The organism is Marinomonas shanghaiensis (genome assembly GCF_003259175.1).
Taxonomy (GTDB): domain Bacteria; phylum Pseudomonadota; class Gammaproteobacteria; order Pseudomonadales; family Marinomonadaceae; genus Marinomonas; species Marinomonas shanghaiensis.
The window spans coordinates 62,202-74,342 of the sequence record NZ_QGOK01000004.1 but is presented as its reverse complement, the minus strand read 5'-3'; the positions used below and the strand labels follow the sequence as shown (position 1 = coordinate 74,342).

Here is a 12,141-nt window from a genome sequence, read left to right as displayed (position 1 = left end):
ATCTCTTCTTTAAAACGTTCGTTTCCCAGCGCCATATCTGAATGCGTAGCAGATCGAATTCGTCCGAGTTCTTCTTCTGGGATGTGGTATTTGAATAAGGCTTGGTAACGCTTCGCTCGCGTTTCCTGCTGAAAGCTAAGCTTGAGATAAAGTTCATGCGGTTGCCAAAGCTCACTTTGTAGATCCAGTGACTCCTGAGCATGAAAGCGATAGCTCGACCATTTGTAGTCAGCTGGATGAGCGACCATATTAGCTCTAACGGGATTTAGCTCAATATATCGCTGGCAGATAAAAAAGTATTCTTCAGCACTGATGACACAAGATTTAAATCGCCCTTCCCACAATGTGCAGGTTCTTTGGTAAGTTTTCTATTTTCATCTGACTCCAATTTCAGACCCCAATTTCAATATTTCTGAGTAGGCTTGTTCTAAAGCGTCAAAGGCATCAGTGGGCACTTCATATTGAAACTGATCTCTACGCTTCTTAGATATCTTGCCGCTTTGCTCTAAACAGAAGACGACCAACTTTGAAAGTGTTCTGTCATTAATATCGTACTGCTTATTGATATGGCGTTTTAGAGCGTCGTATTGGTTGAGATACGCCACTTCCTGCTTGATATAGTGTTCCATGGCTTCGTCGCATGCTTCCGCCATCAACTCGGCACAGGCGGTGCCATCCCAATGACGATAGATAGATTCATGACCTTTGAATTCAAAGGCGAAGTTTTCGGCATCAAGGTAATCGACTTGCCAGAACGGACGAGTCTCGGATGAGTAGGCACTTAGTGCTTCTAGATAGTCTCGTTCTCGGTTATACAGCACCGCTGACACGGGGAGTAACAGGCCGTTCGCAAGTTTCCCACTGCGACATAGTACGTGATGAAACATAAAGCGTGATAAGCGTCCATTCCCATCCATAAAAGGGTGTAAGAATACAAAGCCAAATGAGATAACCGCACCAAGTACAATAGGATCTACTTGCTCTGGTAACTGGTTGGTCAGTTGCTCCCACTCTTGCATCAGTTCACGGCATAAATTCGGTGAGGGCGGTACATACGTGACGCCGATAGACCCAGGACCATTACTTAAGTAGTTCTGCTCATTGCGATAGGACACGGCCCATTCATAGGGGTTGTTGATCGTGGCCTTTTGCAAATCCGCTAAATAGTCTTCATCGATTGCACGGGGAATGTGTGCTTGTCTCAGTAGGTTGGTATACCGCTGGATTTTATTGGTATCGGGCTGCTCTTTCTCGATAGCGAAGGAATCTTTGGTTTCACTGAGATACACCCAAGATAAAGCTCGGTTGAGCATGGCGTCATCTAACTCATCAGTAAACTCTTTGGCTTTTTGCAAAGTATTTTTGGCCAATGCCTTTTCAAGTCGCTCAGTTCGCTTCACGATGATGCTGTAGTCTAAGGAGCCGATTACATTGACATGGACGCGCCAGCGTTTATTCGTCTTATTATCTGCGGTGATAAAACGCTTTGGATCTAATAAAGGGATATAGTTACCACGTGTTAGTTCAGTGGTGCGTGGTAATGATTGCTGATGAAAGTGTTCCCAAAGTAGGCAGGCAATACGGATATATTTCCCCATAGGAGCGGATTCATAGCACTCTAGGAGCGCTTCTGCGCTAACTTTGAGCAGTGTTTGGGAAAGTATTTGTAAATTAAGGTCTTCGTATTTCAGTGCAAAAAGAATGTGATCGAGTATCTTATCCGAAGGCTTTAATGAGGCTGGCGTTGCTAATGTATTGTCAATTAGTTGCATCTTAGTTACTGACATAACACGGGCAGATACTTGCAACGGTAGCGCTTTGATATCTGCGCGCTCTAGTAAGTAAGCGTAGCCTACGGATGTATTTGTCATATTCAGTACCAAAAAATGTTTACAAAACTAAGATTTTAGTTATATCTGCTTCATTCGCTAAGATAATAGTTACATTCTAAGCATTGTTACTTGGTGTTGGATACGCCTAACTGCAATTTAGTCTAAGAAAATGTTTACGGAGCTAAGATTTTTGTTAAAAATCTCCATTTCTTCAAGAAAAAGATTACAGCAATTGGGGGCAGATGCTGAGGCATCTCCACGAATTTCATATAAATAACAATTAGTTAACGCGACGATTATTCTGTAAGCAATTAAGCTCAGAAAAAATTTACCGCATCGGAATGCATCAACTTCGTTTTTTGTGATCTGCATAGGCTTGTGCATGTTGATAGATGATTTCTAATGCAGTGTCATCATCCATAAGTTCGGCTGGAATACCTTCTATATATTCCAGTCCATCGGCTGGATGCAATGGTCGCTCTAGCCACTTCCACGCTTTTGGCACACTGCCTTCAACGCCTTTCTGGCTAAGGGTATTCAGAACCTCTTGAACTCTTTCAGGATACCTAAACCAACTAATAGGCTTTATGGCAGATTTTGCCCCAGCGACGCGGCATGGTAGCTGTGAAATTTTCAATTCTTCTTCGTGTATATACTTGATCGTCCAATCGGCAAAATCTTTTAAAGACTTATTTCCTTGTCTTTCTGAGTCGCCCTTTATCATTGGAATGATTAGGCCTATTTTGACGGGAGAGCGTTGTTTCAAGGCATTATGAGAATGGATTTTTCGTAATGCAGGAATGATATCGGTGTCGTTGGTCACAAAAACAATGTGCTCAAGTGTTAAGTCTGTCACTGCGTCATAAACCGCTTCCAAAGCCACATTAACATCGCTTTGCTTCTCTTCCATTTTCCATATTTTCACCCGCTCAGAAAACTTAGGCTCTTTTTCTTTTCCTCTCTCATCTAACTCAACTTTTGGAAATTTGGTTTTATCAATTGTGTAGTTACCCTTTACAGTTTGCAATCTACCTTGGCGGTGGTTATGTAGTGCAAGATGGTAAGCACGCTGATCATTCAAAGAGCTGCTATCCGACGCCGCGCGTTCAGATATTTCAGCGGTAAAAAACTTAACCGCCAATTCATCAAGAACGGATTCAGGAACACCAGAACGTACCAATAAGGTTTCAACAAGAGAAACAGGATCTAACCATTTATATGGCGAGCCTTTTAAGCAACCAAAGTAGAAGTTGTAACCATCAATGTAGACTCTCGTTTTCATATTCTCAGTCCAATTACTTGGATGTCATGATGACTGGCGAGCCTAATACCAAAGGGACAAAAAAGAGAGGCAAGGACTTTCCATATCCATTGTTTATTAATGACCTTCCAAAGCCGTAGATGTGAAAAAACCGACACGAGGCCGGCTTCATCGTCCAACTCCAGGGGTCTGTATGTCGCCACGCGTGGAAGAAGGATAAGTTGTAAGCACACAATAACCAAATAAGATTAATATTACAAGATTCACGCTACTTTTATCATCTATAAAAGGAGCCAGTCACAAGAAACAATGAAAAATCAACAACTCTGCCCCCTTGAATCCTCTATGTTTTTGACCTTTCTAGTGAAAAAGCAGGTACGATACAAAGCAATGTAACAACCGCAAGCGCACCAACAGTTTGATGAGACGCTGTGGTCATTTCCCACTGGTAAAAAAAGCCAATTGATGCCGTTCCGATGGCTCCTCCCAAAAGGGTCAGTATTCGAGACCAAGCGCTGGTATCTGGTGTTTTTCCCTCCGGAACATAATGATATAGATGAGTCATGGTAAGCAGGGTTATTAGTCCAAGGCCAGCGCCACGCAGTAGCATACCCAATACCATCAACGGCATTAGGTCAAAGGCAGAATCAAACAATAATGGAAGCGTTCCAATCAGGCTGATTAGCACACTTATTATTGCAACCTTGGAAGCAGAAAAACGAGAGGTGAGCTTTTGCAAATAGGAACGAGATAGCAGAGCCCCCAAGCCACTAGCGCCCAACATCGCACTTGCGCCCAACGTGGAGTACCCGTAACGCTCGATAAAAATGGACGGTAAAATAAATAAACTAGAATAAAAAACTAAGCTACTAAGAAAAAGTAACAGGGCCGTGTTTCTAAACGGCGGAATACGAAAAAGCCGTACATCTAAAATGGGGAATGACTTAGTCAGCGCATAGTGAACATAATAACCAATCAGACTCAAACTCAGAACAACTAAGCCCAGAGCCGAAACGCTAAGAATGTCCAAACTCTCAGAACTCACTTCAGAAAGCCCATAGATCACTGTGGCTAAGCCACAAGCAAATAGTAGATAGCCTTGTATATCTAATTTTGTCCGTTTATCGCTGGTACTATTTGGTAGGTAGCACCACGCTAAGAGTGTGGCAAAAAGTGAGATAGGAATATTTAACAAGAAAATCCATTTCCAACTGACAGAATTTACAATAAACCCCGCTACTAATGGGCCCAAAATAGGAACAATAACAGCGGGAATAGCCACTGAAGCCATTGCAGCCTTAAACTGTTCCCGACCCACAGCATTCAATAATACAGGCTGCATGGTGGCCATCAGAATTCCTGCCCCCACCCCCTGAAATATACGAAAGGTGACTAATGAATTTATTGATCCTGCTGTAGCACAAGCCACAGAGGCCAATAAAAATATAGTCAGCCCCAATAGCCACACAGATTTATTGTTATATCGCTTCATTCCCCAAGCACAAAGAGGCACTGTCACCGCGGCAGCGATACCGTATAAGGTAACCACTTTTTGTAGCGCTTGCACGGAAGAAGCAAAGGCATCGCTTAGCGCAGGAATCGCGATACCTAACGCTGTAGAGTCCAATAATGGAAGAATACTGCCGAGGATAAGCGTTAATATGATTTGGTGATTAGAATCATCTCCTATAAATCCCTTTTGCTCTGTCCTATGTTCACTGGCTGGCATTCTCTTCTCCTTGTAGAGATACATGAAAATTTCATACTAGGTCACAGCCTCAAGAGCTGGCCTCTGTTATATTTGTATCAAGAAGTGCGATGAAAGAATGTCGAAGGAATGTCAAAAGGTATTGAGACTATGTCAAAGTCACGTGTACGAGATGTTAGACAAGAGGCGGATCGCTTTAAACCCTCTGCTGATAAGCCAATACGGGTAAAGGCTCGTTCAATGAGCTCCTCAGTGGACGTCACACCACATCATCATACTTGGGGGCAACTCGTCTTCTCTGATGCTGGTATCACAAAAGTTTCTACGTCGGATAGCACACACCTCGTTCCCCCCAATCATGGGTTGTGGATTCCCCCTAATATGGAACATGCTGCCACCTTGTTAGAGCATGCAAAATTATTTTCTGTTTATCTTATCTCCCGTGAAGAAGCCGATTCTGAATTAATTAGTCCCGAGGTATGGAATACCTGCCAAGCATTTGAAGTAAGCCCTTTATTGCATGAACTAATTGTGAAGTTGAGTGAAAATACTGAAGAGGATTTTATTAATAAAGAGTACCTGGCTATTTGCACATTGATTTGGGGAGAGTTGAGACGGGCGCGTCCCTTGTCGCTTGGCGTTGTACTTCCCAAAGAAAAAAGACTAAAGACACTTTGCCATACCTTTCTAGACTCATCCTCTCCAAGCATTAGCTTAAAATCATTATGCCAACATAGTGGGGTAAGTTTGAGTACGGCATCAAGACTGTTTCAAAATCAATTAGGTATTAGTTTTAGCCAATGGCGGCAACAGGTCATTTTGGCAAACGCTCTCGCACTGGCCGCACAAAAAATGCCGATCAATCAGATAGCTTACGAGTTAGGTTACTCTTCACCTAGTATTTTTAGTGCGATGATAACTCGCATGGTAGGAGTGCCGCCTAGAGTTTTTTTTAAGTATTAGTCATTTTGCTGCAATTGGATTCAGATGAAAATTAAGCTAAATGTCGCCAATTTTAATTTGCCCATTAACAAAATTTCTTTGCTCCCACCACGCACAAGGCGGCCGCCAGTGTCACCCACAGCATGGTTAAACTGATGCTTTCTTGTAGTAGCCAAGCCGCCAGTAAAAACCCTATAAATGGTTGAATTAATTGCAACTGGCTCACCGCCGCAATGCCGCCGAGCGCCAGCCCTCTATACCAGAAGATAAAGCCAAACAGCATGCTAAAAAGAGAGACATAGCCCATCCCCAGCCATGCTGATGTCGTTACCGAAGCGAATGAGCTGGGCCATAGAACATACAGTAAGGGCAGCATGACGGGCAAAGACACGACTAAAGACCAGCAGATCACCTGCCATCCGCCCAATACCCGAGATAAGCGTGCGCCTTCCGCATACCCCATGCCGCAGGCAACAATCGCCGCCAGCATCAAACCATCCCCTATTAATGAAACTTCACCCACACCCAGGGCTGCATAGCCCATCACTAAGGCCGCTCCCACCAATGAAAAGAGCCAAAACGGCCAGCTAGGGCGCTCTCCTCCTCTTAACACGGCAAACAATGCCGTACAGATGGGAAGCACGCCCACAAACACCACACAATGCGCAGAGGTAACGTATTGCAGTGCAAACGCCGTCAGCAAAGGAAAGCCAACCACGACTCCCATTGCACTCAGTAAGAGCGTTGCAATTTGCGAGGCGTTAGGGCGTGGTTGTTTGAGTAGCAGTAAAAACAATAAACCTAATATTCCAGCAATCGAAGCGCGAGCCACCGTCAAGAAAGTAGGATCAAAGCCTTGCAGCGCGATGCGTGTTGCCGGTAGCGAACCAGCAAAAGTCACCACGCCCACGAAGCCACTAAGCCAACCTTGTGTTACCTGTTTCATCTCATTACTCCCTAAAAACAATGGCCCTATAAAACCGAAAAAATGACCATAAGAGGAGATACAGACCGACACAATTTAAAAAAACTGTTATGGTTATATTGGCAATACAATTTGAAAATTGAGGAAGAGTATGGCTCGTGCAGGCACATTAATTGAATCGGTCATGAAGGATATTGAGTCAAAAATCGCGTCGCGGTCCTACTTGCCCAATACGCGTTTACCTTCCGTTCGCGCCCAAGCGAAAGCCATGCAGGTTTCGATCTCTACCGTTGTCGAAGCCTATGATAGACTCGTAGCGGAAGGCTGTATTGTGTCTCGTCCCGGAGCAGGCTTTTATACCTCTGGCCCTATTGCGCCCTTAAACCTCACTCGTATTGGCCCTAAAGTAGCACGGGAGATCGATCCGTTATGGGTCTCACGAGAATCGTTGGAGTCAACAGCAGGTTCACTGATGCCAGGCTGTGGCTGGCTTCCCTCTGAATGGTTCTATCAATCAGGCATAAAGCGCGCGCTGCGAAACCTTGCCAGAACCCATTCCTTAGATTTAACCGAATATGCGCCTCCGAAAGGCTCCCAAGCGTTTCGTCATTTCTTACAACGTCGAATGTTGAACCACAATATTGAGGTCTCTGCTGAACAGATTATGCTCACTGAGTCTGGGACTCATGCCATTGATTTAATTGGGCGCTTTCTCCTTTCACCAGGCGATACCGTGCTGGTCGATGATCCCTGCTACTTTAACTTTCACGCTTTATTAAAGGCACATCGAGTCAAGATTATTGGAATTCCCTACACGCCCAATGGGCCTGACTTAGAACATTTTGCACAAGCCATAAAAGACCACAACCCTAGGCTTTATCTCACCAACTCAGGTGTCCATAACCCCACAGGGGCCCATTTAGCGCCACATGTTGCCCATAAATTACTCACACTCACCCAAGCATCGGAACTGGTTATTGTTGAAGATGATATTTTTGCCGACTTAGAAACCACTCGCTCACCACGTTTAGCGGCCTTAGATGGTTTAAATCATGTCATTGAAATGGGTAGTTTTTCCAAAACGGTATCCGCTTCAGTGCGCTGTGGCTACATTGCCGCGAGGCAAGATTGGATAGAGCAACTGGTGGACTTAAAAATCGCCACATCATTCAGTGGTAATCGCCTCGACAGTGAAATCGTTTTACACACATTGACAGACAGCGGCTATCGTAAGCACATGGAGAAGCTTCATCACTGGCTTGCTAAACAACGACAAAGCACAACAAAGAAGCTGGTCAATTTAGGGATTCAGCCTTGGATTCAACCGAAAGACGGTATGTTTTTATGGTGCCAATTACCCAAAGGCAAAAACGCCACTCAACTAGCGCGTGATTGTTTGAGTAAAGGAGTTGTGCTCGCCCCCGGCAATGTTTTTAGCCAATCTCAGAATGCCCATGATTATCTTCGTTTCAATGTGGCGCAATGCACGGACCAGAAAATCTTTGAGGTATTGGCTTGGGCTTTAGACCAGCAGAGATAAAAAATCTCTCACGCCTGCCCGTTAGCGTTTCAATCTCTTCTTTAAACTTGTCATTCCCCAATGCCATGTCTGGCTGGCTGTGCGCGTTCAACCTAGTTCTTCATCTGGTGGATGTACTTTGCAGAAGGCTTAGTTCAGGCTAAGTTTTTATACCAAGAAAAAGCGCTTGCAATCTGTATTAATATGCATGAGGCTTGTCCTGCGTCCCGAGACACAGGACAAGAGGTTTTATAATACGATGAAAAGTCAAGATATAGGTTTACTATTAAAGCTCATCTCTCTCGAACACCAAGAAAACTCGTCCTCACAAGACAGAGGTATATTCACATGGCCTCACGACTGGCGAGACTGGGAAAGCCATAGCGATGACATTGGTCAGCCGTTACTCTTCCCAACAGTAAGCAGTGAATTTCGTGATTTTGCCTATACCACTCGTAACCTTGAAGCAGAAACAGGCATAAGCAAAACTCAGATCAGCGAATCACTAAGACGCTGCATAGACATTGGGTTAGCTAAGAAAGATCGACAATTTGGCGTGCCGAGGGCCAATAAAAAAGCTCTATTTGAGTTTATTATTTCAGGTATTAAATATGTCTTTCCTGCCAAGCTAGGCGAAGTAACTAGAGGTATAGGAACATCGTTCGCTGCGCCTATCTTACAAAACGATATTTTAAGTTCTGGGGAACTCATTCCTGTGTGGCCTGATGCCAGAGGCACGAATAAAGGACAAGCTGTTGAGCCCTTATTTAAATCAGCGACACTAGCAATAAAAAAAGACCCTGACATGTACGCCATGCTCGCCTTAATCGATTCCATACGATTAGGCAATGCGCGGGAAACCAACATAGCAAAGGACAAGCTAAAGTCTTTTTTGGGGTAAGCAATGAGCGCAAGAGACGTCCAAAAAGAAATGCTAAAGCAAGTCGCCTTAGCATTAGATGAGTTAAGGGGAACGGTAACCTTTGTCGGCGGCTGCACAACAGCCTTGCTGATCACAGATGAATTGACCGTTGAGCAAGTAAGACATACCGAAGACGTAGATCTGATTGTTAGCATAATGACCTATGTAGAATACAACAAACTAAAAGCACAACTACAATCAAAAGGTTTCAAAGAAACACCTCTTACAGAAGAAGATTGGCCTATTTGTGCAATGAAGCTAGGCGATCTACGAGTAGACATTATGCCTGACAATGAGGCGATTCTTGGCTTTAGTAATCGTTGGTACAAATACGCTGTGGAATCTGCCATTAATTGCGCATTAGATGAAAAACTTTCGATCAAAGTAGTCAGCTCTACCGCTTTTGTTGCAACCAAACTTGAGGCCTACAAAGGGCGAGGCAATCAAGACCCACTAGCAAGCCAAGATATCGAAGACCTTCTTAATCTAATTGATGGCAGAGAAAGCCTAGCGGCTGAAGTCCAATATGCACCAGCAGACGTTAAAGCCTACATAGCCCAAGAGATTCAAACACTGATGACACTTAGCGACTTTGATTATGCCGTGCAGAACATCACAAACGGTAATCAAAATCGGGAAGACATCATCTACGAGCGTTTAACGGCCATTTCATAATAAGGCATGCAATATGGAGATTGATTGGCTCAGCCGACAAGGGAATACACGCAGGAACAACAACGATGCTGTCGCGGTAGGTATAAGAAATAACAAACTCGTCATCGTTATCATGGATGCTGCCGAGAAAGGCACCAACCCAAGCGCTTTTTCCGAGCATTGGGTAACGATACTGGTCCATACTTTCCTAGATAATCCCGACCTCCATTCAGAACCCGAAGCAACTCAGCGATTAAAAGAAAAACAGAACGTACTAAAAAAGCAAAACTTCCGACTCGAAGTCGCTAGTTTCTGCCTAGCAGAGATAAGTTTAAATACATTAAAAGGAAGCATCATCTGGCTCGGAGACTGTCGTATTGGTACCTTAACAAACCAAGGTACCCAATGGATCAACAAGCCACATGATGTCATAAGTCAGCACAAACTAATGGCTATTCCAAACAAGCTACACAATCCGCACTTACTCACTCGATCATTAAAAGCACGACGGTTCCAAAAACCTGATTTTTTAAGCTTCTCATTAAACCCAACAGACGAACTACACCTGAGTACCGATGGCTATTGGCGAGAGCATCTAGAAGACAACATTCCCCTAAAAAACTGTGAAGACGATGCCAGCCGACTAATAATAAGAAACATTGATCACAAATCTATAAAACAAGCTAATGAGGCGTTTAACTTCATTTTAATTACTTAATCGACGTACCATTATTAAACAATCAGGACAGATGAAAGTCACGCCCTCTGACTTGGCTTCCACCCTTGCTTCATAATCGAAACTCGCCCGCCCGCTAGCGTTTCAATCTCTCTAGCGTTTCAATCTCTTTTTTAGAGCGGTCACTCCCCAATACCATTTCAGACTGGGTGGTTGTGCGTATTCGACCTAGCTCTTCATCTGATAGATGTACTTTGAACAAGGCTTGGTATCGTTTAACACGAATGATTCTTGGGCGTCGACGACGACCTAGTTGCCGCTCTTTACACTATTTTAACCAGATCCCAATTTACAATTTTGTTGAGATAGCTCAACATCTGCCCCCAATTTGCATTCGCTGAATAATGAATAAAAATCGCAAAAACAACTGTTTAGCCGATTTACTTGCGTAGAAATGCTAGTTTTAACAGGTTTGTCACTAACAAGAAGCCGTCACCTGAAAACCACACACTTGAACGTACTGTTATTCCTCGTTGTGTGTGACATAAGTGAAACACCAAAAGCCGTTAAGCAGCTCTCATTTTAATGGCCGATAAATATGGAGAAAGTCCGATGAAACAACGATACCAGTTACCCTTGTTGGCCATATTTGCCACACAAATGGCGTACGCGGCAGAAACGAACCCTCAGAATAAGACCGACAAATCTTGGCAAGGCTCTGCCGAATTAGGGGTGTTATTGACATCCGGCAACAGCGACACGACCAACCTCAATAGCAAGTTCAATGTCATCCAACAGCTAAAAACTTGGCGTAACACTTATGTCTTTGCGTCCATTTACGCCGAATCCGACGACGTCAAAACAGAGGAACAGTATCGTAGCTCCATACAGGCCGATTACATTTTTAACGACCGTCAATTTTGGTACCTACGAGGCGCTTACAATAAAGATTTGTTTTCTGGTTATGAATTCCAAAGTTCAGCCTCAACCGGTTACGGTAATCGGTTCTGGCAAGAAGCAGATGGCTCGTATTTAGAGGCGTCGGTGGGTGCCGGTTATCGAAACAATAAGATAGACGAAGACTACGCCACGGATTCTTCAGAGCGGACGCCGATAGCACGACTCAGTGCAACCTACGAAAAACACCTTTCTAGTACGTCGTTGTTTAAACAAGAGCTAAACTCAGAGATCAGTACCGAGAATGGCAGCTCCATCTCAGAGTCCACTTCATCGCTTCAAGCAAACATAGTCGACAACCTTGCGATGAAGCTTTCCTACCGAGTCAAACATTCAACAGATGTGCCTGTAGACACAAAAAAAGTCAGCACAGAAACGTCTGTCTCTGTGCTCTATTCGTTTTAAGGCACCAGAAGGAGTTCATTAGCCAGAGAACTCTTAAGCTCTCTGGCTTGGCTTGCGCCTCATGAAGCGCCTTATTTTCATCCGCCCGCAATTTAGCCGTTTCCCAATCACAAAAGAGATCCAATCAGCTAGCGGGTACGTAAAAAATACTATGACACATAAAAAACCCCATTTACCCGAAAAAATTTGCCTTGTCTGCCAGCGCCCATTTGCATGGCGTAAAAAGTGGGAGCGCGATTGGCCGCAGGTAAAATACTGTTCAGAGCGTTGCAAACGTCAAGCCAAAAAAGAGACGGTATAGTCCAGCTCTTTCTTTGGCTTTTGTTTTTTCTACGTGCTC

The 12,141-nt window shown here is 44.1% G+C and carries 11 protein-coding genes and 1 pseudogene; 7 read left to right on the top strand and 5 right to left on the bottom strand.

Annotated elements, in window-relative coordinates:
- The 4 genes and pseudogenes from DKT73_RS03695 to DKT73_RS03680 form a co-directional block, all read right to left on the bottom strand.
- Positions 1–248: pseudogene (locus DKT73_RS03695) on the bottom strand (transposase); the annotation flags it as partial.
- A 126-nt stretch (positions 249–374) separates the two neighbouring features.
- Positions 375–1,871, bottom strand: coding sequence for a Fic family protein (locus DKT73_RS03690; RefSeq protein ID WP_111637242.1), 1,497 nt, complete (start codon positions 1,869–1,871; stop codon positions 375–377).
- A 307-nt stretch (positions 1,872–2,178) separates the two neighbouring features.
- On the bottom strand, positions 2,179–3,114 hold the full coding sequence (locus DKT73_RS03685) for an NYN domain-containing protein (protein WP_111637241.1): 936 nt from the start codon (positions 3,112–3,114) through the stop codon (positions 2,179–2,181).
- A 322-nt stretch (positions 3,115–3,436) separates the two neighbouring features.
- Positions 3,437–4,822 carry a DHA2 family efflux MFS transporter permease subunit gene (locus DKT73_RS03680; RefSeq protein ID WP_157959145.1) on the bottom strand — a complete coding sequence of 462 codons (1,386 nt, stop codon included), beginning with the start codon at positions 4,820–4,822 and terminating at the stop codon, positions 3,437–3,439.
- Positions 4,823–4,951: 129 nt separating this feature from the next.
- Between DKT73_RS03680 and DKT73_RS03675 the strand changes: the two genes are divergently transcribed.
- Positions 4,952–5,764 carry an AraC family transcriptional regulator gene (locus DKT73_RS03675; RefSeq protein WP_198666531.1) on the top strand — a complete coding sequence of 271 codons (813 nt, stop codon included), beginning with the start codon at positions 4,952–4,954 and terminating at the stop codon, positions 5,762–5,764.
- A 64-nt stretch (positions 5,765–5,828) separates the two neighbouring features.
- Here DKT73_RS03675 and DKT73_RS03670 read toward each other — a convergent pair whose 3' ends face one another.
- On the bottom strand, positions 5,829–6,689 hold the full coding sequence (locus tag DKT73_RS03670; protein ID WP_111637238.1) for a DMT family transporter: 861 nt from the start codon (positions 6,687–6,689) through the stop codon (positions 5,829–5,831).
- A 130-nt stretch (positions 6,690–6,819) separates the two neighbouring features.
- On the opposite strand from DKT73_RS03670, the gene DKT73_RS03665 reads away from it, so the two are divergent.
- The 6 genes from DKT73_RS03665 to DKT73_RS20465 all read left to right on the top strand — a co-directional run bounded on the left by DKT73_RS03665 (position 6,820) and on the right by DKT73_RS20465 (position 12,102).
- A complete protein-coding gene (locus tag DKT73_RS03665) occupies positions 6,820–8,208 on the top strand; it encodes an aminotransferase-like domain-containing protein (RefSeq protein WP_111637237.1) in 1,389 nt (462 codons plus the stop codon).
- A 238-nt stretch (positions 8,209–8,446) separates the two neighbouring features.
- Complete coding sequence (locus tag DKT73_RS03660) at positions 8,447–9,088, top strand: hypothetical protein (RefSeq protein ID WP_111637236.1); 642 nt, start codon at positions 8,447–8,449, stop codon at positions 9,086–9,088.
- 3 nt (positions 9,089–9,091) lie between these two features.
- Positions 9,092–9,784, top strand: coding sequence for a hypothetical protein (locus tag DKT73_RS03655; RefSeq protein ID WP_111637235.1), 693 nt, complete (start codon positions 9,092–9,094; stop codon positions 9,782–9,784).
- Between the two features lie 13 nt (positions 9,785–9,797).
- Positions 9,798–10,481 (top strand): hypothetical protein, encoded by a 684-nt coding sequence (locus tag DKT73_RS03650; RefSeq protein ID WP_111637234.1) that lies wholly within the window; start codon positions 9,798–9,800, stop codon positions 10,479–10,481.
- A 570-nt stretch (positions 10,482–11,051) separates the two neighbouring features.
- On the top strand, positions 11,052–11,801 hold the full coding sequence (locus DKT73_RS03645; protein ID WP_111637233.1) for a DUF481 domain-containing protein: 750 nt from the start codon (positions 11,052–11,054) through the stop codon (positions 11,799–11,801).
- A gap of 61 nt (positions 11,802–11,862) precedes the next feature.
- Positions 11,863–12,102 (top strand): DUF2256 domain-containing protein, encoded by a 240-nt coding sequence (locus DKT73_RS20465; RefSeq protein WP_332871631.1) that lies wholly within the window; start codon positions 11,863–11,865, stop codon positions 12,100–12,102.
- The last annotated feature ends 39 nt before the right edge of the window (positions 12,103–12,141 follow it).

Bases quoted from the DNA above. Each gene is read 5' to 3' on its own strand.
- DKT73_RS03690 (WP_111637242.1), bottom strand. From the start codon at position 1,871: ATGACAAATACATCCGTAGGCTACGCTTACTTACTAGAGCGCGCAGAT.
- DKT73_RS03685 (WP_111637241.1), bottom strand. From the start codon at position 3,114: ATGAAAACGAGAGTCTACATTGATGGTTACAACTTCTACTTTGGTTGC.
- DKT73_RS03680 (WP_157959145.1), bottom strand. From the start codon at position 4,822: ATGCCAGCCAGTGAACATAGGACAGAGCAAAAGGGATTTATAGGAGAT.
- DKT73_RS03675 (WP_198666531.1), top strand. From the start codon at position 4,952: ATGTCAAAGTCACGTGTACGAGATGTTAGACAAGAGGCGGATCGCTTT.
- DKT73_RS03670 (WP_111637238.1), bottom strand. From the start codon at position 6,689: ATGAAACAGGTAACACAAGGTTGGCTTAGTGGCTTCGTGGGCGTGGTG.
- DKT73_RS03665 (WP_111637237.1), top strand. From the start codon at position 6,820: ATGGCTCGTGCAGGCACATTAATTGAATCGGTCATGAAGGATATTGAG.
- DKT73_RS03660 (WP_111637236.1), top strand. From the start codon at position 8,447: ATGAAAAGTCAAGATATAGGTTTACTATTAAAGCTCATCTCTCTCGAA.
- DKT73_RS03655 (WP_111637235.1), top strand. From the start codon at position 9,092: ATGAGCGCAAGAGACGTCCAAAAAGAAATGCTAAAGCAAGTCGCCTTA.
- DKT73_RS03650 (WP_111637234.1), top strand. From the start codon at position 9,798: ATGGAGATTGATTGGCTCAGCCGACAAGGGAATACACGCAGGAACAAC.
- DKT73_RS03645 (WP_111637233.1), top strand. From the start codon at position 11,052: ATGAAACAACGATACCAGTTACCCTTGTTGGCCATATTTGCCACACAA.
- DKT73_RS20465 (WP_332871631.1), top strand. From the start codon at position 11,863: ATGAAGCGCCTTATTTTCATCCGCCCGCAATTTAGCCGTTTCCCAATC.